We start from the raw sequence: 24919 nt of genomic DNA, 5'->3' as shown, positions 1-24919 counted from the left end.
ATAAGAACAATTTGAAGCACGGGAGTGGACGAATCATGAACTATAAAATGATCGCGATCGACATTGACGACACCTTGATCAACGATGACAAACAAGTAACCGAAGGCACGAAGAAAGCGCTTGCCGCAGCCATAGCCAGCGGCGTTGTCGTAACGCTCGCTACCGGCCGCATGTATGCGTCCGCCCGATCGATCGCCGAACAGCTCGGTCTGAACGTACCGTTGATCACTTATCAAGGCTCGCTTGTGAAAAACGCGATAGACGGCAACGTCTTGTACGAGCGCTGTGTGCCGGCTTCCGCCGCGCAGCTCATTTTCGATTATTGCGAGCGCAACGGACTGCATCTGCAGTTGTATGTGGACGACCAATTATACGTGAAAGAGCGTAACGAAAAGGCGGAAGCGTATGCCTCGTTATCCAAGGTCCCTTTCATCGTCGAACCGGATTTCCGATCCTTGGCCGGCAAGCCGTCGAACAAGCTTCTGGTGATCGACGAGCCCGACAAGCTGGACAGCGTCGCCGCCGAGCTGCGCGGGTTGTTGGGGCAGCAGGTGCACATTACGAAATCGAAGCCACATTTTCTGGAGATCGTTCACGCGGAAGGAACGAAAGGACATGCGTTGGCTCATCTGGCCGGCCATTTCGGCTTCGATTTGGAGAAAGTCATCGCCATAGGCGACAGCTGGAACGACCGTGAAATGCTGGAGGCGGCCGGTCTTGGCGTGGCCATGGCCAACGCCGTCGACCCGTTGAAGGAGATCGCCGATTACGTGACGCTCAGCAACAATGAGGACGGCGTCAAACACGTCGTGGATAAATTCATACTCCAAACCGTTTAGCGAAAGGCGCGCGGTTCGGACGGACAAGAAGAGGCGAAAAGCGACAAGCCTCTTCTTTTTTCTTGTTCACCTTTGCAGTATTGCTACATATAGTTGGGTAAGGTTTCTATTAGGCATCAGCCTATCCGATAGCAACTTACTAGCAGAGGGGAGATTTACAATGGTTAAACCTACGAACGGAGATCCGGACCGCGGTCTTTTTCCCGGGACGCCGGGCGGACCCGGCGGCTTCCCAGGGCAGGGACCTGGCGGCTTCCCGGGGCAGGGGCCCGGCGGCTTCCCAGGGCAGGGGCCTGGCGGCTTCCCGGGGCAGGGGCCCGGCGGCTTCCCAGGGCAGGGGCCCGGCGGCTTCCCAGGGCAGGGGCCCGGCGGCTTCCCAGGGCAGGGGCCGGGCGGCTTCCCCGGGCAGGGGCCCGGCGGTTTCCCGGGGCAGGGGCCCGGCGGTTTCCCCGGGCAGGGGCCCGGCGGTTTCCCCGGGCAGGGGCCCGGCGGCTTCCCGGGGCAGGGGCCGGGCGGCCCTCCGACGGGAGCCCCGCAGAGCCCGCCGCCATCGTTCATCCCGCAGCAAAGCGGCCAGCAGCTGTTCGCGGTCGATCCCGGAGGGATACGCCGCTGCTTGTTCCGGTTCGTATACATTTGGCAGCAAAACGGCGAGCAGTATTGGGCCTATTTGACCTTCGTCGGACGAAATTCCTTGGCCGGTTTCCGCTGGTACGGATTCGGTCCGTTCGGGCGCTGGATTTATTTCGGCCTCGATTTGCGGCGTGTGGAGCAATTCTTCTGCTATTGATGCTGGATGTGAGCCAAAACCGGCATATACCGAAAGAACCGTCTGCGATGAAGTGATCGCAGACGGTTCTTTCGCTTGCTCCGGTTCCCAGGGGCCGTTATGATCCGACTTTGGCGGCGCGGCCGTAGCTGCGGTAGTACAACAAGGCGCCTAAAACAATGACCAGCGCGGATAGAAGCATCAGATTGCTGTACATCCACGCCTTGGACTCCCAGACGAACGGATTCAGCTTGAATTGGAACATATTCTCTGCAAGCACCCGCCCGACCAGCGCCATCCCGACGGCGCCCGAAATAAAGCCTACGAGATTGAACAATCCCATGCCGACCCCGGTTTCCTCCATCGTTAGCGTCCGCGACACGCTGTTGGCGATAGCCGTTTGGATAAAGGATAGCCCGATGTAGGTCAGCACCATGGCGCCGGAAATCAGCCACGCGTTGAATCCGACGAAGCTTGAGATCAGCACAAGGCTGGCGATCAGCAGCAGGATGCCGATCGACACGACGAACGGATTGCCGCGCTTGTCCGCCAGGCTTCCGCCGATCGGCCCGAACAGCACCGCGCTGATCGCACCCGGGAACAGCACCCAACCGACTTGATTGGCGCTGAGTCCTTTCACGCTATCCAGCATGAACGGAACGGCGTACATAATGCCCATGACCGTGCAAAAGATAATAAACGCTACGATCAAACCGTTTCGGAACAACACGTTTTTGAATAAAGAAGGCTCGATGAACGGTTCTTTCGTGCGACGAATATGCAGCGTGAACCAACCGAGCAGGCCGACGCAAGCGAGCAGCCAATACCAGTGCGACTCCGTGGAAAATAAGATAAGCGCGGCGACTCCCAAAGCAATCAAGACCGCTCCTGCCACATCCACCTTCCCCGGCTTCGCCCCTTGGCTCGGCAGCGTCCGGTTGAAGAACGGCAGCGAAATTAATGTAAAGACAGGAATGAGGAACAAGTAAGACCAGTGCAGGGAGGATGACACGAAACCGCCGATGACCGGGCCGATCCCGACCGCAAAGGCGACCGTCGAATTCAAAATACCGAATACTTTCCCCCTGTCTTCCATCGAGAAATACCGCGCGATCAGAACCATGATCAACGCCGGTATCGCCGAGGCGCCGGCTCCCTGCACCGCCCGGAACAAAACGACCAGCGGGTAGGAGAATTGGCACACATAGCCGAGCAACGACCCGACATTATAAATGACGATGCCGATGACGATCAGCTTCTTCAGACTAAAAATATCCGACAGCTTCCCGTAAATAACCGAGCCGATGGCGAAAAAAATGATGAACGTCGTGGATACCCAGCTGACCCCCGAAGGCGTTAATCCGTACTGCTCCGCGATGCTCGGCATCGAAACGTTGAATACCGTCTCGTTCAACACCGCGAAAAAAATAATGAACATGATCCATGGCGCCGTTCTCCGCACGTCGAGTGCGGGGTACACGGCCTTATCCCCTGCGCTTTGCGCGCTTGAATCCAACATCTGATTTCTCTCCCTCCCTATCCGAAAACCCATAATATCACATCATCCCGGTGAAAAGAGCGGTAAGTTTGGTTATAGCCAAACATTACTTGCACTTCTTCATACACTTTAACCGCTATCCCTGACAGGAACTGTCATAGTCATTAAAGAAAGAAAGTAGCGGAACGGAGCATCCACCTATAACCATTCTTCCAATCCTACATAAAATACATGGAGTTAAGTTTACTGAGAAGGGGTGAAGCTATGCGATACTTGGATATGCTGACGCGCCTTGGCGTAGGGAGCGCACATCCCGGCGGATTCTCCGCGACGCTCGATCAAATGCAACGTTATCCCCTTCCTCCGGGAAGCCGGATCCTCGAGGTCGGCTGCGGGACGGGACGGACCGCTTGTTATTTGGCGCGGCAAGGGTTTGCGGTTACCGGACTCGATCTGCGGCCCGAGATGCTTGTCAAAGCAGCGGCTCGCTCCGCCTCCGAGCAGCTGCATGTCGATTGGGTGGAAGGCAGCGTTACGGCGCTTCCGTTTCCGGACGAGACCTTCGACGTTGTGCTTGCCGAATCGGTGACCAATTTCACACACATCCCCGAGGCGTTGGCGGAATACTACAGGGTGCTGCGTCCGGGCGGAACGCTATACGACCGCGAGGTGCTGGCCTTGGCAGGACTAAAGGAAAGCGACAGCCAAATGTTGCGCGATTTCTTCGAGTTCGGCGGCTTATTTAACGAAGAGGAATGGTTGTCGGCCTTAAGCGCGGCCGGATACGAACGCTTCGAGCTGGTGGATCGGTCGCTTTTTGAGGAGCACTTGAGCAGAGATCAAATGCAGCATCCGGATCTTCATCAAATGATGGACCACGAAGCGATCATGGATCCGGCGCTATGGCAGCTTTCGCTTCGGCACGACGAGCTCATCGACGCACATCGGGACCGTCTGGGCTACGCGCTTATACGCGCCGAAAAATAAACGTGAATCGAGCGTGATTCCTGTGAGAATGAACGGCATGGAAGCGGCCGGACGTTGTATCGATACGTATTTCCCGAACTGCGAAGCGGCGCTGCTGGCCGGCAGCGTCGTGCAAGGCGGCGAAACCTCCGCCTCCGACTTGGACTTGATCGTATTCGACGAGTCGCAGGAAGGACCATTCCGGCGAACGTACCGCGCATTCGGCTGGATCATCGAAGCGTTCGTCATGACCCGCGATTCGTACCGCTACTTCTTCGACCAAGCGATTGACAGCGCCATCCCTTCCATGCTGCGCATGTGCGCCTGCGGTCAGGCATTGAAGGGAGAAGACGCTATACGCGACATTGTGAGCGAAGCGAGAGACGCCTTGGCAGCCGGGCCTTTCCCCTGGTCCGTGCAAGAGCTTGACCGGGCCCGATACGAGATCGGCGAATCGCTCGCCGACTTGTCGGGCGACCGCAGCGACGCGGAGTGCTTGTTCATTGTCGCCAAGCTTACGCTGCAGCTCGCTTCCTTCGCGCTGCGCAGCGCCGGCTGCTGGCTCGGCGACGGCAAATGGCTGTACCGCGAGCTGGAGCGGCACAGCCTCGAACAGAGCCGCGAGCTGCTCGCGGCGCTGGACGCCTATTATACGAATCGCAACCCGGAGCCGCTGTTTGCGCTCACTGGTCGCTGGCTGGAGCCTTACGGCGGCTTGCTTGCGGAAGGTTATGCAGAGGGCTGGACGTAGAAGGGCATGAAGTAGAATCGGCTTCCTGCCGGTGGTATAATCATGTCAATCAGACGATTCAACCGGGAGGCTGTATACGTTGATTCACTTCGGCACCATCCAACTGCACACCTTCGCCAGCGCCGGCATGGTGGTGATGGCGCTGCTCGCCGTCTTCGTCCGCTCGCGCGCCGGAAGCAAGCCGATCACCGTGTCAAGCATCGTCATGCCGCCCATCGGGATGAGCACCGGCTTTCTGATGTTCGCCCTGCCTTTCTTCCGCATTCCGCTGGCATGGGCCGGAAGCGCGTTCCTCGCCGGTCTGCTGCTGTTCTCCTATCCGCTCATCCGCAGCTCCAGGCTGGAACGGCGCAGCGGCGGCATCTACGTCAAACGCTCCAAATCGTTCGCTCTGGTGCTGCTGATCCTGCTCGCGCTTCGGCTGGGACTTCACGAGTACATCGAACGTTTCGTTTCGATTCCGCAAACAGGCGCTCTCTTCTTCATTCTTGCGTTTGGCATGATCGTCCCTTGGCGGGCAGCCATGCTGCGGCAGTACATCCGGCTGCAAGCCCGGTCCGAGCCTAAGGATACGCGAAACTAGCGGAACAGCCCGTTTCTCCGGCCAACAAAGGCAGCCATCGTTCTCCTCGAAGAACGATGGCTGCCTTTGCCATACCTATAGCGAAACGACGATACCCGCCGTCTGGGATTCCAACGCGGCCAGAATGACGTTCACGGAACGCAAGTCTTCTTCGCCGGAAATCCACATCTAATTACGCCTGCTGCACATCGTGCTGCTTCAGCCAGTTCAGGCTGTTGGCCACGCTCACCAGCGGCGGATTCTGACAATGATCCTGCTCGACAATCAGCCATTCCACGCCGGTTTCCGAGGCCGCCTCGATGACGTCATTCAACGGAACGATGCCTTGGCCGAGCTCCAGCGTCTGAACCCCGTCGCCCTCGTATTTAAAATCCTTCAAATGAATCAGCGGCAGCCGCCCTGCATATTTGCGGATATAGGCAAGCGGATCTTGGCCGCCACGCATCACCCAGCACACATCCATCTCCACCAGCAGCGTCTCCGGCGACGTCGATTCAAAGATCGCATCGAAAATGAGCGAGGGTCCGAGCTTCGCTTCGAACTCGAACTCGTGGTTGTGATAACCGAACGCCAACCCTTGCCTCCGCACTTCCTCCCCGTACGCTTGCAGCTCGGCAATCACCGATTTCCAGCCTTCTTCGTTCGTATCCGGGGACACATACGGGCATATGATGTATTTGCCGCCGATCGCTTTCAAATAATCGATCTCGCCCTGCAGGCCGGACTGCAGACGCTGTAAGCCGACATGGCCGCCGACCGCCCGCAGGCCGAGCTCCTGTAACAGCGCATTCATCTCCTCGGCAGGCACACCGCCGTAACCCGCAAATTCTACGCCTTCGAAACCGAGCTCCGCCACTTTACGCAGCATGCCGCGAAAATCGGCCTCCGCTTCTCCCCGAAGCGTATAAAGCTGCAACGCTATTCCCATTTTACCCATGCGTATCACGCTCCCGATCAGGGTGGTATGCAGGACGCAACCTCCTATATAACTTACATACGCTTCAGCCGTAACCGAATTAAAGAAAAAAGTCCCTCTAATAGAGGGACAGAGCAAGCGAATCTCTTTCGTTGAAGGAATGCAGGATAGCTTCGCATCCGACAACTTCGATGCTGATTAAGGTTTGCAAGCATTTTTGCAATGCGTTTCTTCCGGTTTCCACCTTTTTGTCGAGGGCCGCTCTTAGCAGCTTGAGCGTTTTCTTATTCAAGTTGTCGGCGAAGACCGGGATTTGTTTGTTTTGAAAGTTAACAAAAACCTTCATCCCTAACACCGTCCCATCTATCAAAAAATCTAGCGGTACTGCGCCATGCGCTTACTTACTTAATAGGATAAATTACGATGATTAAAATAAGCTTAAAATAATATTACAAAATGGCAACAACTTTGGCAAATTTCCGCGTCATATTCACGCTCTCAACAACAAACGACCTGGGGCGAACCGTATGAAAAGCATCCGGCCGACGCTTGTACACGCTCGCGGCGAAGCGGAGCTCGCCGGACCTCCTCCAGCAAACGCCTGTCGTTCGGACCGGATTTCTCCCCGTTTTCATCCATTCGGGCGATGGCTCATCATGGCAAAAGAACCGTTGCAAGAGCAACCGTTAGGATTTATACTTATTTATAGTGGCATTTGCAACTGATTATTTAAACACGAGGAGGATTCCGATGCCGGATCATAAATATACGATTTCCCGCTTGATTTCGCTGCTGTACCGTACAGGCCAAATGTACATCGGCAGCCGGTTGAAGGAGCACGATATCGGGAAAGGCCAGTATATGTTCCTCAGCGCGCTGTATAAACAAGACGGCTTGAGTCAGGAAGAGCTCTCCGATTATTTGATGATAGATAAAGGCACGACGGCCAAAGCGTTGAAGAAGCTGGAAGAACAAGGCTATGTAAGCCGCGAGGTGAGGGATGACGATAAACGCTTTTACCGGGTATTTCTAACCCCGAAGGCGCTTGAAATTAAAGACGAGGTGCGCAGCGTATTGGCCGATTGGCGAAGCCTGCTCACCTCCGGCTTCACGGAGGAGGAGAAGGAAGCGGCAATCGCGCTGCTCGACAAGATGGGCCATAACGCCGCCCGGTTTACGAAAGATAGCAGCCGCTTACAACCGGAATCATCCGAACATCAGGAGGCAGGTGACAGGTCTTGAATGTAAAGCTAGCTGGCGCTCGGCTCGTCAATAATCATTTTCACGCGCTGACGCATCGGAATTATCGATATTTTTGGATGGGGCAATGCGTCTCGCTCGTCGGAACGTGGATGCAGAACATCGGGCAAGCATGGCTCGTGCTGACATTGACGGGATCGCCTTTCCTGCTCGGTCTGATCGGCACGATCCAATTCCTGCCCTTCACATGCCTGTCCCTGTTCGCAGGCGTCGTGATCGACAAGTTTCCGAAAAAGCGGATTTTGCTGGTGACGCAGAGCATGTCGATGCTGCTCGCGCTGACGCTGTCCGCACTCGTCTTTACCGATACGGTCCGGTACGGCTACGTCATGGTGCTCGCCCTGCTGCTTGGCCTGACGAACACGTTCGATATGCCGACGCGGCAGGCGTTCAATATCGAGATCGTCGGGAAGGACGATCTGATGAATGCGATCGCCTTGAATTCGATGACGTTCAACCTGGCGCGAATTCTCGGACCGGCAATCGGTGCGACGATGATGGCGCTGCTCGGGCCGGCCTGGTGCTTTCTGTTGAACGGGCTAAGTTTTATCGCCGTCATATACGGTTTGCTGCAGATTGAGGCGGTCCCGTATGTGCGGGAGAAAAAACAGAACATCGGGGTGTGGAATGAGATTAAAGACGGTCTGGTTTATATCCGGGGAGATCAAGTGCTGCTGCAGACGCTGATGATGGTAACCGTCGTCGGAACGCTCGCCTACAATTTCGCCGTGCTCATTCCCGTATTCACGAAGGACGTCCTGATGATGAAGGAGCAGATGTACGGGCTGCTCATGTCGTGCCTCGGCGTCGGCTCGTTCGGCGGGGCGCTTGCGATGTCGTTCATGAGTAAGAAGGGCCCGCGCCGCAAGCTCATCCTGATCAGCTCCGTGCTGCTGTCCGTCTTCCTGCTGCTGATCGGACTCACCCATTCGCCTCTGATCGCCGGCTTGTGTCTGGCCGTCACCGGCGTATTCAACATTCTGTTCGCGACAAACAGCAACTCAACGCTCCAGATACACGCGAAAGACGAGTACCGCGCGCGCGTGATGAGCATCTACTCGCTCGTCTTCGCCGGTTCGACGCCGATCGGCAACTTCTTCGCCGGGTATGCGGCCGACCGTTACGGTGCAAGCGGCGCCTTTATGCTGTGCGGAGGCATCTGTCTGACGCTGTGCCTGGGGATCATTTGGATGTTTCGCCGGAAGGCCTCATCCGTTACGCCCGGCGAAGCCTTGCAGCAGAAATAACCGTTCGGCCCTCTGGGCTGAACGGTTATTTGGCTTTCGCCCCTTCCGGGATTGGATTCGGAAAGAACGCCAAACCGGACATCGCCGCTGCTTCTACTTATGCATGTGATAGGCAGGGGACATCACGCTGATCCCTTGCTGTCGTTCCCTCGCCAGAAAGCGAACAAACTCGTCGGCCGGCAGCGGACGGCTGACGAAATACCCCTGCACTTCGTCGCAGCCCAGCCGTGCCAGCATGTTCCACTGGCCGAGCTCCTCCACCCCTTCGGCAACCACCTTCTTGCCTAAGTTGTGGGACATCGCGATCATCGCAATAATAATCGCCCGGTCACTGTCGTTGGTCTCCAGCTCTATGACGAACGAGCGGTCAATCTTGATCGAGTGAACTGGCAGCTGCTTCAGCAAAACCAACGACGAATACCCTGTACCGAAATCATCGATCGACAGCTTGACGCCGAACGACATGATTTCCCGGCAAATGTCGGCGCAGCCCCCCTTGTCGAGCATCGCCGTGCGCTCCGTAATCTCCAGACAGAGCAGCGAAGGCTCGATGCCGGTCCGATTCAGCGTATCGGCCAGCACATCCGGAAACTTCGGATCAAGGAACTGCTTGGCCGACAAATTAATCGATATGCAGAGCGGCGCATACCCGGCTTCCATCCACTTCCGCAGCTGCTCGCAGGCGGTGTCCAGCACCCAGTAGCCGATATCGACAATCGTGCCCGATTCTTCCGCCAGCGGAATAAATTCGTTGGGCGGGATCAATCCCTCCTCCGGGTGGTGCCAGCGAATCAAGGCTTCCGCTCCGGTCACACGCCCGCTCTCCATATCGACCTGCGGCTGGTAATGAAGCGCAAACTCCCCTTGTTTCAGCCCTTTGCGAATCCAGCCGTCCATGCGGAACCGCTCCTGCTCTTCCCGATGAATGAAAGGATCATACAACACGTACCGGTTCCTTCCCGATTGCTTCGCATGGTACATCGCTAAATCCGCAAACTGCAGCAATTGTTCCGCCTGTTGCCCGTGCTCGGGGAAGAGAGAGACGCCCACGCTGGCGGAAATATAATAGGACTTATCCTTATACAAGAACGGCGCCTGAAATCCCTCGAAAATGTCGTGGCAAAGCTCGGAAATAGAAGCCTGGCTCTCCGAATGCGGCACGATCATCGCAAACTCGTCTCCGCCTAAACGGAAGACGGTCGCGTCGAGCGCCGCTCTCTTCAGCAAAATATCGGCCACATGCTGCAGCAACAAATCTCCGACATGATGGCCTTGCGAATCATTCACTTTCTTGAATCCGTCCAAACCGATAAGAATGACGGCAATTGATCCTTGATGATGCTTGACGGCGGATAATGACTCTTGGAGCCGCTGCTGGAACATAAACCGGTTCGGCAGGTCCGTCAATGAATCGTGGTACGCCAAATGCCGATTTTTCGCTTCTGCCAGCTTCGTTTCCGTAATATCCAATAAAGCGACGCATTGAAACCGCTCCCCGGCGGTATAGATGAATTCGCTGTCGGCGCGAACGAACCTGATGTCGCCTTGCCTGTTGTGAACCGCATATTCTCCTCTATACAGTGCTTCGCGCTGCGAATCCTCTGCCGGCTTCGCAGCGTCCTCCTCGCACGGGGTCAACCATTCATCCAGCCGGCGCATTGCCGGCTCCTGGTGCAAGGGTCCCAGCATCGCCTCCGTCTGGGCATTGGTTTCCCGGATGATACCGTTCCGGTCCACGATCAGAATCGACACCGGCGACATTTCGCACAATATCTTACGTTCGATAGAAAGCAGGAAATCATACTTCATCATCGCATACCGCATGAAAAACGCATAAATCAAAACGCCGAACATGCTAAGATCGGGCATCCACAGATCGTCCGGCACGATAGAAAATCGCTTATGAGAGGCAAGCAGCACCGCCCATGCTCCTCCGAGACCAACCCCCCACATCACCATCTGCAGTTGCTTGCGCTTGAGCTTCAATTGAAGAGCAGCCGCTTCGCGCAGACCGGCGCCGACCAAATAGAGCGACAGCCCCATCGTGTACACGGCCGTCACGACCGTCACCCCCATTAACAGCGGACTGACCTCATGATAACGCCATCCCCCGATCTCAGCGATCTCGATGTAGGACCACTGCGGAAAGAGCAAGGTCGATAGGCCCGAGAGGAGCGGCGCATAGCAAAGAATGAGCAACAAGGGGCGGCTCATCGCCCGGTCCCGCTCGCTCAGCAGCGCACAAAACCGGATGAGCAAACACATCGCCGCAAACGCGGGGAGATAAATAAACAAGTAGCTTATCTTGCCCGAAAAAGGAACCGTGAATAAGCTGGTCATAAAATTGCCGAACAACATAAGCATGGCGGAGAAGAAAAACAGTGAGGCGCATTGGTTCAACCGGTCACGCTTGTTACGCTGCAGCGTTTCAACAGCCATATAGAATAGGATGAAAACAGGAGTTAAAAACAAACTGAGGGAAAGAAGAAAATAAAACATGTCTCTTACCTCCGAATCGAGTGCTGTGATGCCTCATTCAGTTACGGAGGGCTGATCGGTTCATTCCCCATAAACGGAAAACGGCAACTGGCTGGCATGCGGCGAATGGCGCGTAGCCCCTGTAGTTTTGCGTCCCATATTTTCATATGGTTTGCCTAAATTTTAGGTGATGTCTAGTTCTTTTATAGCATGCTTTGTCGAAAATTGAAAGCGTTTTTTGCAGGATGTATGATGCCCGGCGTTTCCTCCCGAATTTTGACGAATCGTAAAGCCGCCCCTGTTTGCGATTGCGGCGATCGTGTCCATCTTCTGGCGAACAGCACGAGGAGCCCTGCGAGTGTCCAGCCAGACAGTCGCAGGGCCGGTCGTGATCCGGTCACCATTTTTGAGACGTATACCTGCATTCAGATGAATTACCCTTGGAAGGTAACTCGAATGTCCAGCAGCTCGGATCGGCTTCCGATACGCAGCGGCGGTCCCCATGAACCGAAGCCCGAGGAGACGATCGCATGCATGACGCCTTTGCGCAAATAACCCCAATCTAGTTCGAAAAGGCGCCGTGTAATCAAATGGTTCGGCATCATTTGGCCGCGGTGCGTGTGCCCGGACAGCATCAAGTCGATGCCCGCTTCGGCGGCTGCGCCGAGTTGATGCGGCTGATGATCCATCAGTATAATCGGCTTGGACCGATCCACGTTCGAGCTTTCCAGCAGCGCATCGACGGTAAGCCGTCCTTCGTTCGTGAAGCTCTCTACGGCGTGGTCTTTGCGCCCGGCGACATACAGACCGTCCTCGAGCTCCACGACGCGATCGAGCAGTACGTCGATGCCGATCGCCCGCATCCGCTCCACATACTCGGCGATATGGCCGCCGATATATTCGTGGTTGCCGAGCACGGCGTACACGCCGAGGGGAGCGCGCAGCCCGCTCATCACCTCAGCCATATTTTCGCGTACGAAAGGCTCTATGCTGTCGTCGAGCACATCCCCCGGCAGCAGAATGAGATCCGGCGCAAGCGATGCCACCCGCTCCGTCAGCCGGGAGAGATGCCGTTTGCCGACCATCGTGCCGAGGTGCAGATCCGAGGCGGCGGCAATGCGCAGCTCCTTGCGCCCTCCGCCCGGCTTCGCGATCTCGATGTCGTAACGGCGGACGATAGGATTCCACGCGTTCCAGGAGCCGACCAGCAGCAGCACCGCCATGACGGCCAGTACGGCGGAGCCGACGACGGTGACGGCAACCGAGGCATCGGTTCCCGTTAAGATGAGCAGCCAGGCCGTCAGATCGGCGAGCGGCACGAGCAGAACCGCGTAGAACAACAACCCAATTCCATAGGAACCGATAACCTTGAGCGCTTTGTACAACGCGTACGGCATCGCGCGGCGGGCCAGCATCGCGATCAAATACGAGAAAGCCAGCAGCGCGTACACGAATATAAACAACGCGTCGGGGGCTGCGGGCATGACAACGTTCCAATACTGCAGGCCGCTCCATCCGATGAAAGCGCTCAGTCCCAAATAAGCGAGCAAGATCAGAACAAAAACGGGGATTCGACTTCTCATTTCATCTGGCTCCCTTGCTGTGAAAATGTTCATTTGCCAGTATTGTCTCATATTTCATGCCCCCAGGTAAAATGCAGCCGGCTCGGGGAAAGCGGCAGCCGCTCCTGCTGCGCCTCCCCTTCGTTCAGCTTACAGTCCGATGGCAGCAGCTGCGCTAGAGGCACCGTACCGAAGAATCGAAAGGAACAGCACGTTTTTCCGTCCGAACCGGTCGGATAACGGTCCGCCGAAGAACGCCTTTTATCAGCCGGCCGCGTATTCGTGCATGTGACGGATATACTGGCCGACCATCGCATTCAGCGCTTCGCTCACGTCTTCAAGGTCCGCTTTCCCGGCCAGCTGCGTAAGAATACGCCCGACGGCCTCGTCGCATGCCGGTTTCAGCGACGGCTGCACCCGGCTGAAATCCTCCAGGTACGCCGGAACGAAGAAGCAATCGAGGGAATTCATCGCGTAGACGTACGGCTCGGCCCGCTCGTCGCCGCCATTCCACGCTTTCAGCTTGTCATAAAGCTCGCTTAACGTAATCAGTCCGAGTCTGTAGGTGCGCCGCGCATATTCGTAAGACGTCGGATCTATCAGGCCGTTCTCGTGCCGCTTCTTGTTCGTTTCATCGAGCAAGTACAACGCTCCGCCCCATTCCGAAGCGAATTTCAACCAGAAATCCGCATCCTTCGTCCCGATATCGATCCGGATCCGCTCGTCAAACACGAGATCCGGATTCGCCGCCAGCAGACGTCTTGCTTCCTCGGCACTCCCGTTTCGTTGGTTTCCCTGTTCGCTTCCGCTGTTCATCTGTTATTCCTGCCCCTTTGATCAGAATCTGTTGTTCTCCTATCATACTACACGAAACCTATTTTATATAATGGCTCCTTAGGCAAGAGACGTCTGAAGAAGCCGGCGTTATCCGCGGGAGTTGAACAAAATTTGTGGGTCAACTCATTTCGCGCAATCTAAAATATATCCCTGTTGTTGTTTATACTGCAACAAGTCTATTTCGTTATTTTTCATTTCGTCATAATATGATAATGATTAATAATAAATAGAGGTGATCACATTGTCTACATACGTACTCGTACATGGAGCCTGGCATGGAGCATGGTGCTGGGAGAAGATTGTTCCTTTACTCGAGCAAAAGGGTCATACCGTTCACGCTATTGATTTACCGGGACATGGTTCTGATCAAACACCCGTTTCACAAATTTCACTTAAGAGCTATACGGATAAAATTTGTTCCGTTATTGATGAAGCAGACGAACCTGTTATCCTTGTTGGACACAGCATGGGTGGTATGGCCATCACGCAAAGCGCCGAATATCGTCCGAAGCAAATAAAAGCACTCGTTTATGTAACCGCATTCTTGATTAGAAATGGAGAATCCATGGTAGATGTGATTCAAACGGATGCCGGGGCTCTGGTAGCATCTAATATGATCGTATCCAGTGACGGCAGTTACGCAACCGTTAACGAGGCAAAAATAAAAGAGATTTTTTACGGCTGTTCTGAACATGCTGATGCAGAGCGTGCGAAATCTTTATTGGATGCTCAAGCTTTGGAAGTTTTAGCAACAAAGTTAAGTCTGACGGACGAGCGGTTTGGTCAAGTTCCGCGTTATTACATTGAGTGCCTGCGTGATCAAGCGATAACGAACTGGTGTCAAAAAAATATGTACGCTGCAACTCCCTGTGAAAGCGTCTACACTCTAAATACGGACCATTCGCCGTTTTACTCAACCCCTCAAGAACTGGCGACGATTTTACTTGAGATCGAACAAATTAATCAGGTAGCGGATGATCTGGTTTCATAAATGATCGTTCTTGAAAAGTTCCTTACACCAAGAGGCTGTTGACAAAGTATTACCTAAGAGTTTAAAAAGAACTGCGTAGAATTTATTTCTATGCAGTTTTTCTTTGGGGAAATTGCCATGCTTTCAGGAACAATCCCATGGGTTCGATCGTGCGTTCGGTTTCCCGCTTTTGTGAATCCGTCCAGCAACATTGCTGATGGGTAATGCGTTTGAGATAAGATAGCGTTGTAAAGATTAGGATCGGAGATTAGATCGATGAAAAATTCCTTTCATCCTGGGGGGGTAACTATGCGGGCATTTCTAATGGTTTGTTCTTTCCTTATTTCCATCTCTGTTTTGTCCTCCTGCACGAAATCACAAGAGGTAAAACGCGACTTACTCCATGTGAAGCCTGTAAATGTATTTGAAGGTGACGCCAAAAAGTTCCAGCCCTTTATGGGACCCATGTCAGGAGCGGTGAAACTAAACTATAAAGGAGATCAGAAATCGATTAGGGCAACCGCTGAAATATGGGAGAACGGGGTGAAAAAACAGACCATTGGGGAATTCAGCACATTGTTGCGAAGTGAAGAACAAAGAACGTTTGACGGTGAATTCATAGTTTCGATGAAAGAGCTGGATACTGACAAAGAAGGAACCCATTACATGGCCACAGTAGCCATCATTCATGAGGATGGGTCCTCCAGCACTCAGTTTCGGATTGATTCCCCTGTGAAGCACACATCAAAGATGCCGGTCACTTTGGGCAAGCCTATAGATGTTCCCGACAACGAGGAGGCTGCCGTTTGGGGGATGCAGGCAACGAATGAAAACAGCATGAGAACGATCGATTTTACGCCTGAATCTCTGAAAAACGCAAAGTGGGTTATACTCTTTAAAATTAATATGTCAGATGACTCCTAAATCTAGCGATCAAGTTGCGGCAGATCGTTGCCGTTGAAACAACGAAAAAGGATAGAGGCACCGGATCCGTTCCGGTACTTCTATCCTTTTTTTCATGTCCTATGTATATTTTGCTAGCTACTGAACCCACACTATGTAACAAAGGAGGTGAAACCATGGCACAAGATGTATTATGCGAAGTGAACTCCTGTAAGTACTGGGCTGCAGGCAACAAGTGTAACGCTTCCTCGATCTATGTCGTCAGTCATCGCGGAAAGCAAGCCAACAACTCCGAAGAAACCGACTGCAAAACGTTTGAATCTAAGCTGTAACTTCTTTTGGGGCGACCTTGTATAAGGTTGCCTCTTTTTCGTCTACATCCGATAGTATACCCAACATTGATAATGATAATCATTGTTATGTTGAAATATTCGGTTTCCGTGACCGTTTGAATCGTTCGATTCAGGCCAGGACCGCCTTCCCGACTTGTGACGCCGATTTATGAAGTATAACCGTGTCGTAGATCGGGTTTGACTCGATGATTTGAACCGTTAACCAGTCTCTGGTTAACCCGTATTCAAACGGATAATTAAAGATGGACTTCACTCCGTTCCCGAATCTTACCATAATTTCGACATCGTCCCTGGTTGTTTCTTTTAATTGCTTCAGCACCTCGTGCTTGTTCTTGACCAGCGAAGCGATCATGATATGAGTCGCCTCCCGCCGAAAGGCGAGGCCGCTTAATTTCTCGTCTGAGAAACGAACGAGCGTCTCCAGTCCGTAAGCTTTAGCCGACGATTGGCTAACCCTACGGTTGCGGGGTCAATATCAATTCCCAATGCTGTCGAACCGAACTCCTTGGCAAAGGTAAGAACCGAAATGGGCAGCGCCCCCGCTCCGATAAAAAGCAATTTCGAGCGGCCGTCCATACCAAAGCTTTGCCATTCTCCCTTCACCGAGTGGAATAGGTGGTTTAAATACGGGCTTGCTCCCCATTCCTCAAGCGAGATGGATTGGGATACATATTTTTCTACATTGCAAAGGGCTTCTACGGAGGCTTTCCTTAATCGCTCCGCTTGATTTTGAATTTCTTTATCACGTCCCCAAACCTTCCATTGTCGTATGGTTTCGTCCCTAACCATAAACTCGCACAGCTCATCCAATTTAGTTCGGAGAAGGTTGTAACCGCCGCCGCACGCTTGGGAACCATGCGTTAAAGCCATTATTTCATCTTCAAGCAACTGCAAGAGCGACAACAATTCAAGCTTTCCCCTCATTTACGCCCCCCCATCAGCTATCATGAAGTATATTGCTGATGTATATTTATGAACGGGGAACAATTTTGAGAAGCATACGATTCGGGGCCGGTTGGTCCTCGGCTCGCAGCAAGGGGACGCGGCTCCATGTCATCGGATCGAATGACGCAACGTAGTAGAGCAGGTCCTGCAACAAAAGAAAAACCGTCCCGGAGGACGGCTTTCAATCGAAATCCTTATGTACCCACTCGTCCTCCGGCAGCGGCAGCGGCTCCCCGGAGAACCGTTCTTCCTTGAACGGATCGGCTTCGTTATGAAACCCGTTGTTTTCCCAGAAGCCGGTCCGGTCTTCCTTCATAAACTCGAAGCCGCGCACCCACTTGGCGCTCTTCCAGAAATACAGATGCGGCACGAGCAGGCGAAACGGCCAGCCGTGCTTCGGCGTCAGCGGCTTGCCGTCATAGCTGTGCGCCAGCATCGCCTGATCGCCGAGCAGATCCTTCAGCGGCACATTCGTTTCGTAGTCGTGGTCGGCGTGCACCATCACGTAACCCGCTTCGGGGTTCACGTCCAGCAGGCCCAGCACGTCCCGGACCAAGACGCCTTCCCATACCGTATCCGCTTTGGACCAGCGGGTGACACAGTGGATGTCGCAGGTGATCCGCGTTTGCGGCAGCGCCATGAGGTCCCGGTGCGTAAGCGTCTTCTCTTCCTTCAACTCGCCGAACATGCGCAAGCTCCATGTCGCCAAGTCGTACGCCGGCACCGCGCCCTCATGTAAAATCGGAAACCGGTCCGTCCACACTTGGCCCGGCGGCAGCCGATGCTCAAAGCCCGGCTTGGACACCTCGCCGGGTAGTTTCATTCGTTTGATGCGTTCCGCTTTCTCGTGCATGGCCGGTTCCTCCGCTCGTTTCATAAACTCGCTCCTGGTAAAAAAAATTCGGCATTTCCACCCGATTCTCGTAATGGCTGTGAAACACATGCGTCGTCGCCGGGGACATCGGCGGGATCAGCCAGGTCCAGTCCCCGGTCGTCTGCCGTCCACGCTTCGCCTCCAGCTCTTCAAAGCGCCGGAACTGCGAAGCCGCCGTGTGATGGTCGACAATCGTGACGCCCTGCCGCTTGTACGAATCCAGCACCGCCACGTTGAGCTCGACGAGCGCCTTATCCCGCCACAGCGACGATTCTCGGGTCGTGTCGAGCCCCATGACGGCCGCGACCCGAGGCAGCATGTCGTAGCGCTGCGGATCGGCCAAATTGCGCGCCCCGATTTCCGTGCCCATATACCAGCCGTTGAACGGCGCTGCCGTGTACGATAGGCCGCCGATGTCGAGCCGCATATCCGATACCATCGGCACTCCGTACCACTTCAGCCCCAGCCCGGCCATCGCCGGATACTCCGGATGCGTAATCGGGACCTCCAGCACAAGCTCCTTCGGAATCGGGAATAAGCGCGGAGGACGCCCGTCCATGCTCAGCACCAGCGGCAGCACGTCGTAAGGGGTGCCTTCCCCCTTCCAGCCCAGCTCCAGGCAGCATCGGGTCAGCGACGCCGAAGCCGGGTCTCCGACCATGCCGCGCTCCGTCTCGTACCCCGCATACCGGATAAGCTGATGATTCCATATTCGCGCCCCCCGCCCCGGCTCGGTTTCCGGCTTGAAGATCGTGATCGCGGGACGAATTTTCCCGCTGTTGGCAGCGAACGCCATATAACGGAATAACGTCTCCGCCATGTCCGCCTCCGTATCGATATGTCTGGCGTCGAAAACTTCGAGCGACTCCCAGAACAGCCGCCCGATGCACCGGTTGCTGTTGCGCCAAGCCATCTTGGCGCCATGCCGCAGCTCCTCGGGCGTATGCTCGTAACCCCCCGTTGCGTCGACCGCTTGTCTGATCTCCTCGATGCGCTCAGCCGTCTCTCCCGGCGTCTTGTTCAGCTCCGCGTAACACGTTCGCACGAATTGTTCGGCTTCTTCCATCAGTTTCCGCGACTCGGCCATCTGTCGTCGTCCCTCCGTTCATTTCATTCATCTACAATAGTATAGCAAATGTCGAAACGACGCGAAAAATGTGCTTGTGAACGTATTGGGAACATTGATCCCCTTATAGACGCTTAGCTCCAAGCCAATCGGCCATGGCGTGGGACGGCGAACCCGAGCGTGAAGAACAAGTAGCGTAAAAAACAAGAGCTGTTCGATAAATTCATGAATGGCTTCGGCGGAGCATACCAAAAAGGACTCGGCGGACTTCACTTCCGTCGGGTCCTTGGGATGGAAAGAAAAAAGCCTCCCCGGCTGCGGCTGCCGGAGGAGGCCGTGTCGAACAGCGTCAGGCCCGTTCACTTCCCGTACTGTACCTTCTCCACGTTCACCCGCCCCGAGAAAAAGACGGCCCCTCCCCCCATATCCGCCAGACGGTCAGGGGTCAGCGCGTTGACGAGCGTCTTGCTTCCCGGCGAGTCCGCCCATAGCCCTTGAGTGACGACGACGCCCGGCAGGACGTCCTCGCCCGCGATCGCCATGAGCTCGCATTCCCCCCGGTCATTCCAGAGACGGACGCAATCTCCGGTCGTAATACCGAGAGCCGCAGCATCCGCCTCATTCATATGCAATTTTGGAGCTTTCTCCAGGCGGACATGCTTCTCGTTATGCGCGAACGTGGAATTGAGAAAGTTATGGTTCGGCGCCGGAATGAACAAGAACGGCAGGTCGCCGTCTCCGGCAAGCGGTGTGTACGTAGGCAGAGGCGGAAACCCCCGGCGCTCCATCGTCCTGGAATACAGCTCGATCTTCCCGCTTGGCGTCGGCAGCTTGCCCGGCAATAGCGGCTTCACCCTTCCCTTCACGAACTGCTTCTCCGCCAACGTCTCGTAGGTAACGTCGGCCAGATGCGGATTGCCGGGATGGTCCAACGCCTGCCGGATCATCTCTTCTTCCGTATCCTGAAACGCCGGTTCCTCGAAGCCCATCGCCTGCGCCAACAGACGGAACACATCCACATTCGATTTGCTTTCGGCATAGGGTTTGATCACCGGCCGCTGCAGCTGCACATAGTGATGCCAGTAAGAACGGTAGAAGTCCGTATTCTCCAGCGACGACGTGGCCGGCAGCACGATATCCGCATACGCCGCCGTTTCCGTCAGGAACAGATCATGGACCACCGTAAACAGATCTTCCCGCTGCAGCCCTTGTCTCACCTTGTTCGCATGCGGAGCGACCACGGCCGGATTGGAATTATATACATACAGCGAGCGAATCGGAGGCTCCAGCTCCAGCAAGGCGCTGCCGAGCTCATTCATGTTAATCCGCCGCGTCGGCTTCCTTAACAAATCCGGACGCTGCAGCGCCGACGCATGATGCGCCAGATAGCCGCTGTTTCCTTTGATCGCGCCTCCGCCCTTCTTGAGCCATTGTCCGGTCAGCGCCGGCAGACACGAGATCGTCCGGATGCACATCCCGCCGTTATCGTGATGCTGCGGCCCGTTGCCGATCCGGATGAAGGACGGCGAGGTTTGCCCGTACAACCGGGCAAGCCGGTAAAGATCTTCCTTCGGAACTCCCGTAATCGAGGAGACGACGGCCGGTTCATACTGCCGCACATGCTGCCGAAGCTCCTCGTGCCCCACGGTGTACTCACGGAGAAAGGCTTCGTCCACCAGCTGCTCGGCGAACAGAATGTGCATGATGCCCAGGGCCAGCGCCGCATCCGTCCCCGGCAATACCGGGATAAACCAGTCGGCCCACCGGCCGGTTTGGTTCTTGTGCACATCGATGACTACAACGGTCGCCCCGTTCTTGCGGGCCTTCTCCGCCAGCATCACCTGATGCATGTTCGTGCTGACCGCATTGATTCCCCACATGATGATCAGCTTCGAGTGGACGGTATCCTCCGGATCGATGCCGAAGCTGCCTCCCATCGTGTAGCCGTACCCTTCCGTACCCGCGGCTTGGCAGATCGTATACAGCAATCGGCTGGCGCCTAACCGGTGGAAAAACCGGCGGTCCATGCCTTCCGTCCCGAGCATTCCCATGTTGCCGTAAAAGCTGTACGGAAGAATCGCTTCCGCCCCTTCCGCGGCTATGAGGCGTTTCCACCGGGTAGTAATCGTATCGATGGCCTCTTCCCACGAGATGCGCTCGAAACGGCGCTCCCCCTTCTTCCCCGTACGTTTCAACGGATAGCGCAGACGGTTCGGATCGTAAATACGCTCGGCCATATGGCGCACTTTGTTGCAGATCGCCCCTTGCGTGACAGGATGTGCCGGATCGCCCTCGATTTTCACGATTTTACCCGCTTCTTTATGAATCAGCAGACCGCACTGGTCCGGACAATCCAACGAACATACGGACGGGAACACTCCCGTTTCCTGATCAACGTAGCTATTCATAGCAAGCTTCCTTTCCAGGTTACGGATACACCTGATTCCAATTATACATGCAAATTGGTTTTAAACTCGATAACGCCTTTTTCCACCAACCGGGAGTCAGCCGGACTGTAGATGTGGGCGGACTGTTCAAGCCACGTCAGATGCTTGCCTTGAGGAGCTTCCAATCGTTCGTAAAACTGCTGGAGCAGCTTGCCCGATATCGTTCTGTCATGCAGGCTATGGAAAAAGCAAACCGGCATGTCAAGCCTGCGGATGCCGGACAAGGCATCATAACTGCCGAAGTCGGCCAGCATTTGCGGGGAATAAGAAAGCTTCATCCCTTTAGTGAACGTTCGGATCACATCCCCGATCTTGTAATCCGGAGATGCGAGCAGCGTTTTAAATAGATAAGGCATGCCGGGATGGCGAATTTGTCCGTCCTCGTAGATTAAACCGCCCAGCATGAACAACCATTTGCGAAGCTGGTTCCACTTCGCGATGTCTTCGGTGTAAGGCGGTAAGCCCATCGCCTTCAATTCGGCTAGCGCCTTGGCGTTATTCGTTTCCTGGGCCCGCCCCAGCAGCCACTCATAGGCGATTTGGTCGCTCTCCGCCCAATTCACAATCTGCGCAATGCCGATATAGGCATGGAATTTATCCGGGTAACGGTGTGCCAATTGAATCCCGATAATCGAACCCCAGGACACCCCGGAAAGAAAAATTTTGTCCGTCTGGAAGCGCGCCCGCAGCCAATCCGTCAGTTCACTCGCGTCAGTCAGAAACTGCTCCATGTTCATGGAGGATGCCGGCGTTTCGGCAGCGTACGTTTTGCCCGTACCCCGCTGATCCCAGAACACGACCGTAAAGTGCTTGATCAATTCCGCCGTCGATAGATTGAACACCCAGTCGACACCGCGGCAGCCTACGCCGGGAACCGGCATACCCGGTCCCCCGTGCAGCACCAGCAAGACAGGCTTGCTTGCATCTTCGGCCTGGATCAGGACGTACTGCTTTAAGCCGCCCAACCGGACCTCCTCGACCGAGCTTATTCCTCCAGCCGCTATCAACCGCTTGCTTTGATTCCTGATCCGCCGCTGCAGGTAAGCCCGATAAAGCAGCAGCCCCGCCACCGCGATGATGACCAGACCTAGCGCGATCCATACGAATACCATTCACTCATCTCCCCCATGGTTTCTAACGATACCCGTATAAGTAAGACGGGACGCTTCATTTATCAGTTCCTCCACCGTGATGCCGAAATACTGTAGATCACCCATTTCATTGGCATTAAAAATACCGTCGCCCAGCGCGTAGAGAACGAGCATGAACCGGATCGGGTCGATATTTTGCAGCTCTCCTTTCCCGATGCCGTCGCGAATGACCTCTTCCATGGAGCGCATGTACGCCAGCTTTTTGGCAAACAAGGCCTCCCGCTGCCGATCGGTGAAATCGATGCCCGACATCGGATTGAACGACATGCGGATGATCTGGCTATACAGCGGTTCACGCGTATAAAAATGTTGAAAAGCAAGGAAAATTTCCCGAAGCCTCAAAGCGTTAGGCAGTGGAGCCGCCGCCGCCCGGGCAACCTCCGCCTGCAATAAATCGAGGCCTTCCGAGCAGATGGCGTAAAAGACTTCCGATTTATTCTGAAAATGGAAGTAAAGCGGCCCCGTTGAGAGGCCGGCTTCCTTCGCCAGCGTCCGCATGGACACGTTGTGATAGCCCGCATGTAAAAATAATCGTTTCGCCGTTTCCAAAATCCTGGCTCTGGTGTCTTGGCCGGTCTTATCGCGCTGATTGGACGTAGGCATCCGGTCCTTCTTCCTTCCCGGCTGTGTCTGACTTCTGGGAATCACGACACGCTATAACATTGTTATAATTACATATAACACTGTTATACTGAGTTTGTAAAGTCATTTTTTGTGATGTTCATCGGTTATTCATGCTTTCGACATGGGATATTCACAACAATCGCTTACGCTGGTTCAAAGCGAGTTTACTTGAGAAAGGGAGAGGAACATCCATTGAACACAAAGACGTTAGCATTACCTGCACTGTCGCTTCTGTTGGCGTTCGGCGCGGCCGGCTGCAGCCCGGATATGGCGGCGAAGCAAACCGGCTCCGGGTTTACCCCGCTGGGCAAGGAGGAAACAGCCAAAATCAAGGTGCTGTTTTACAATGATCAGGCCTTCAACATGCTGTACGGCTCCGCCTTCAGCGTTAAGCATCCGAACATCGAGGTGGAAGTGGTCTCCATGATGCCCTTGATGATGTCCGGCAATCCGTCGAAAGAAGCGTTCGATCAGTTGATTAAAGAGCAAAAGCCGGATGTGCTCTTCCTGAATGCGGAGCAATATCAGCGCCTTTCCGGAGACGGGCGGCTGCTGCAGCTCGACCCGATTGTGAAGCAGACTGGATTCGATATTGAAAACCTGCATCCGACGGTCGTAGAGCTGCTGAAATCCAAAGGAAACGGCAGCCTCTACGGTCTGGCGCCCAGCTTTGGCGGACGCGCGCTCTTTTACAACAAAGACCTGTTCGACCGTTACGGCGTTGCGTATCCAACCGATCAAATGACGTGGGACGAAGTGCTTCAGTTAGCGAAACGGTTCCCGACAGACCAGCAGGGCGATCAGCGGATTTACGGCTACGCCTCCAGCGGTTACGGGATGGGACCGGCAAGCGGCTACTTCGAGCTTGTCTACGATATCGGCTTGACGCAAGGGCTGCAAATGATTCATCCGGACGACAAAACCATCGTAAACATGAAATCGGAGGGCTGGAAAAAAACGCTCCAGAGCGCGGTGGACGCTTATAAATCCGGTTCCGTTCGTCCGCCGGCCAAACCGACTTTCGACGAGAATAAACCCGAAACCATCTATACGCAAAATCCGTTCATTGCCGGAAAAGCGGCGATGACCCTTGGGGGTTATTACATGATCACCTCCATGGAACAGGCCGCGCAAAATGTCAAAAGCTTGAAGCCGGTCCAATGGGAGGCCGTTACCGAACCCGTCGATCCGGCCAATCCCGATCAGTCCTCGAGCTTCTACATCAACCAGATCGTGAGCATTAGCGAAGACTCCGACGCCCAATCCGCCGCCTGGGAGCTGGTGGAATACATCAACAGCGACGAACTGGCCAAAACGCTATCCAAATCCGCATTCGAGCTGTTATCGCGACCTGCATATATGAAAGAAAAGAACGGCCGCAGTCTGGAATCCTTCTATAAACTCAAGCCCAGCGACAAAAATACCGGCGACTTTACGGGTGTGCCGATAAGTTTTTATGCAGCCTTCGACAAAGCGGCCAATCAGGAGATCGAAGCGCTTATGCAAAATAAAATTTCGGTGGATCGAGCGCTGCAAAACATCGAGCAGCTGGCCCAGCAGGAGCTGATCAAGGCAAGGGCGGCGCAGCCGGAGGACAATTCGGCTCAGCAGCCGTCCACATCGCCGTAATCGAAACAAATCCCCTGACAAACAGATAAGTGTTTGTCAGGGGATTTTCACTACCGCTATCCATCCGCATCTACTTCCGCGTTGACTTGTTGTTCTTAACCGCTGTGAAGATCGCCCCGAAAATAAAGATCAGGGCAAGAGCCCAGCCAACGAGGGGAGACCATGTCCACAGGTTCCTGGCGGCCATACCTGACAATAAACAAACGATGCCAAGTAAACAAAGCACGGCCGGTTTCATCATCTTTTTTCCT

The 24919-nt window shown here is 54.7% G+C and carries 25 protein-coding genes and 1 riboswitch; of the genes, 11 read left to right on the top strand and 14 right to left on the bottom strand.

What is annotated here, in order from left to right; genetic code table 11:
• Positions 1-35 precede the first annotated feature (35 nt).
• Both ACZ439_RS17110 and ACZ439_RS17105 read left to right on the top strand, forming a co-directional pair.
• Positions 36-839, top strand: a complete 804-nt coding sequence (locus tag ACZ439_RS17110; protein ID WP_054799926.1) for a Cof-type HAD-IIB family hydrolase — start codon at positions 36-38, stop codon at positions 837-839.
• 160 nt (positions 840-999) lie between these two features.
• On the top strand, positions 1000-1629 hold the full coding sequence (locus ACZ439_RS17105) for a hypothetical protein (protein ID WP_464619966.1): 630 nt from the start codon (positions 1000-1002) through the stop codon (positions 1627-1629).
• Positions 1630-1726: 97 nt separating this feature from the next.
• On the opposite strand, the gene ACZ439_RS17100 is transcribed toward ACZ439_RS17105, so the two are convergent.
• A complete protein-coding gene (locus tag ACZ439_RS17100) occupies positions 1727-3127 on the bottom strand; it encodes an MFS transporter (RefSeq protein WP_127608078.1) in 1401 nt (466 codons plus the stop codon).
• A 243-nt stretch (positions 3128-3370) separates the two neighbouring features.
• Between ACZ439_RS17100 and ACZ439_RS17095 the strand changes: the two genes are divergently transcribed.
• From ACZ439_RS17095 to ACZ439_RS17085, 3 genes are all read left to right on the top strand, one after another.
• Positions 3371-4093: a class I SAM-dependent methyltransferase gene (locus ACZ439_RS17095; protein ID WP_054797491.1), complete on the top strand. Its 723-nt coding sequence runs from the start codon at positions 3371-3373 to the stop codon at positions 4091-4093.
• A gap of 13 nt (positions 4094-4106) precedes the next feature.
• Positions 4107-4823, top strand: a complete 717-nt coding sequence (locus tag ACZ439_RS17090) for a nucleotidyltransferase domain-containing protein (RefSeq protein ID WP_236595778.1) — start codon at positions 4107-4109, stop codon at positions 4821-4823.
• A 79-nt stretch (positions 4824-4902) separates the two neighbouring features.
• A complete protein-coding gene (locus tag ACZ439_RS17085) occupies positions 4903-5406 on the top strand; it encodes a CcdC family protein (protein WP_054800467.1) in 504 nt (167 codons plus the stop codon).
• Positions 5407-5578: 172 nt separating this feature from the next.
• On the opposite strand, the gene ACZ439_RS17080 is transcribed toward ACZ439_RS17085, so the two are convergent.
• Both ACZ439_RS17080 and ACZ439_RS17075 read right to left on the bottom strand, forming a co-directional pair.
• Complete coding sequence (locus ACZ439_RS17080; protein ID WP_054797489.1) at positions 5579-6343, bottom strand: sugar phosphate isomerase/epimerase family protein; 765 nt, start codon at positions 6341-6343, stop codon at positions 5579-5581.
• Positions 6344-6440: 97 nt separating this feature from the next.
• The gene (locus ACZ439_RS17075) at positions 6441-6668 is read right to left on the bottom strand and encodes a 3-dehydroquinate dehydratase (RefSeq protein ID WP_127608079.1); all 228 of its coding nucleotides are present in this window, start codon (positions 6666-6668) and stop codon (positions 6441-6443) included.
• 404 nt (positions 6669-7072) lie between these two features.
• Here ACZ439_RS17075 and ACZ439_RS17070 point away from each other — a divergent pair, with 404 nt between their 5' ends.
• Positions 7073-7564 carry a MarR family winged helix-turn-helix transcriptional regulator gene (locus ACZ439_RS17070; RefSeq protein WP_127608080.1) on the top strand — a complete coding sequence of 164 codons (492 nt, stop codon included), beginning with the start codon at positions 7073-7075 and terminating at the stop codon, positions 7562-7564.
• A complete protein-coding gene (locus ACZ439_RS17065; RefSeq protein WP_230876205.1) occupies positions 7561-8829 on the top strand; it encodes an MFS transporter in 1269 nt (422 codons plus the stop codon). Before ACZ439_RS17070 ends, ACZ439_RS17065 begins: the two co-directional genes overlap by 4 nt.
• A gap of 93 nt (positions 8830-8922) precedes the next feature.
• Here the strand turns inward: ACZ439_RS17065 and ACZ439_RS17060 are convergent, their stop codons facing one another.
• From ACZ439_RS17060 to ACZ439_RS17050, 3 genes are all read right to left on the bottom strand, one after another.
• The gene (locus ACZ439_RS17060) at positions 8923-11328 is read right to left on the bottom strand and encodes an EAL domain-containing protein (protein ID WP_464619965.1); all 2406 of its coding nucleotides are present in this window, start codon (positions 11326-11328) and stop codon (positions 8923-8925) included.
• Positions 11329-11407: 79 nt separating this feature from the next.
• Positions 11408-11494, bottom strand: a riboswitch (cyclic di-GMP riboswitch).
• 247 nt (positions 11495-11741) lie between these two features.
• Positions 11742-12890, bottom strand: coding sequence for a metallophosphoesterase (locus tag ACZ439_RS17055; protein ID WP_054797486.1), 1149 nt, complete (start codon positions 12888-12890; stop codon positions 11742-11744).
• 243 nt (positions 12891-13133) lie between these two features.
• On the bottom strand, positions 13134-13685 hold the full coding sequence (locus tag ACZ439_RS17050) for a hypothetical protein (protein WP_054797485.1): 552 nt from the start codon (positions 13683-13685) through the stop codon (positions 13134-13136).
• A 262-nt stretch (positions 13686-13947) separates the two neighbouring features.
• Between ACZ439_RS17050 and ACZ439_RS17045 the strand changes: the two genes are divergently transcribed.
• The 3 genes from ACZ439_RS17045 (at position 13948) to ACZ439_RS17035 (ending at position 15911) form a co-directional block, all read left to right on the top strand.
• Positions 13948-14697: an alpha/beta fold hydrolase gene (locus tag ACZ439_RS17045; protein WP_464619964.1), complete on the top strand. Its 750-nt coding sequence runs from the start codon at positions 13948-13950 to the stop codon at positions 14695-14697.
• Positions 14698-14952: 255 nt separating this feature from the next.
• The gene (locus tag ACZ439_RS17040; protein WP_464619963.1) at positions 14953-15600 is read left to right on the top strand and encodes a hypothetical protein; all 648 of its coding nucleotides are present in this window, start codon (positions 14953-14955) and stop codon (positions 15598-15600) included.
• Positions 15601-15755: 155 nt separating this feature from the next.
• Positions 15756-15911, top strand: a complete 156-nt coding sequence (locus tag ACZ439_RS17035) for a DUF1540 domain-containing protein (RefSeq protein WP_127608086.1) — start codon at positions 15756-15758, stop codon at positions 15909-15911.
• 130 nt (positions 15912-16041) lie between these two features.
• Here ACZ439_RS17035 and ACZ439_RS17030 read toward each other — a convergent pair whose 3' ends face one another.
• The 7 genes from ACZ439_RS17030 to ACZ439_RS17000 form a co-directional block, all read right to left on the bottom strand.
• Positions 16042-16284, bottom strand: coding sequence for a hypothetical protein (locus ACZ439_RS17030; RefSeq protein WP_054797481.1), 243 nt, complete (start codon positions 16282-16284; stop codon positions 16042-16044).
• Between the two features lie 35 nt (positions 16285-16319).
• Positions 16320-16856, bottom strand: coding sequence for a hypothetical protein (locus ACZ439_RS17025; RefSeq protein WP_464619962.1), 537 nt, complete (start codon positions 16854-16856; stop codon positions 16320-16322).
• A gap of 202 nt (positions 16857-17058) precedes the next feature.
• Positions 17059-17730: a sulfite oxidase-like oxidoreductase gene (locus ACZ439_RS17020; RefSeq protein ID WP_054797492.1), complete on the bottom strand. Its 672-nt coding sequence runs from the start codon at positions 17728-17730 to the stop codon at positions 17059-17061.
• A complete protein-coding gene (locus ACZ439_RS17015) occupies positions 17663-18838 on the bottom strand; it encodes a nitric oxide synthase oxygenase (RefSeq protein ID WP_155615081.1) in 1176 nt (391 codons plus the stop codon). The genes ACZ439_RS17020 and ACZ439_RS17015 overlap by 68 nt, the downstream gene beginning before the upstream one ends.
• A 338-nt stretch (positions 18839-19176) precedes the next feature.
• Entirely contained in the window at positions 19177-21225 is a 2049-nt protein-coding gene (locus tag ACZ439_RS17010; protein WP_054800134.1) for a molybdopterin oxidoreductase family protein, read from the bottom strand.
• A gap of 41 nt (positions 21226-21266) precedes the next feature.
• Entirely contained in the window at positions 21267-22376 is a 1110-nt protein-coding gene (locus tag ACZ439_RS17005; RefSeq protein WP_054800133.1) for an alpha/beta fold hydrolase, read from the bottom strand.
• Positions 22377-23018, bottom strand: a complete 642-nt coding sequence (locus ACZ439_RS17000; protein WP_054797477.1) for a TetR/AcrR family transcriptional regulator — start codon at positions 23016-23018, stop codon at positions 22377-22379.
• 213 nt (positions 23019-23231) lie between these two features.
• Between ACZ439_RS17000 and ACZ439_RS16995 the strand changes: the two genes are divergently transcribed.
• The gene (locus ACZ439_RS16995; RefSeq protein ID WP_464619961.1) at positions 23232-24668 is read left to right on the top strand and encodes an ABC transporter substrate-binding protein; all 1437 of its coding nucleotides are present in this window, start codon (positions 23232-23234) and stop codon (positions 24666-24668) included.
• 70 nt (positions 24669-24738) lie between these two features.
• Here the strand turns inward: ACZ439_RS16995 and ACZ439_RS16990 are convergent, their stop codons facing one another.
• The gene (locus tag ACZ439_RS16990) at positions 24739-24909 is read right to left on the bottom strand and encodes a hypothetical protein (protein ID WP_372814032.1); all 171 of its coding nucleotides are present in this window, start codon (positions 24907-24909) and stop codon (positions 24739-24741) included.
• Positions 24910-24919 lie beyond the last annotated feature (10 nt).

The sequence above is a fragment of the Paenibacillus sp. JCM 9796 genome (genome assembly GCF_055379675.1).
The sequence above is the reverse complement of the archived record's forward strand: the minus strand, read 5'-3'. Positions and strand labels throughout refer to the sequence as shown.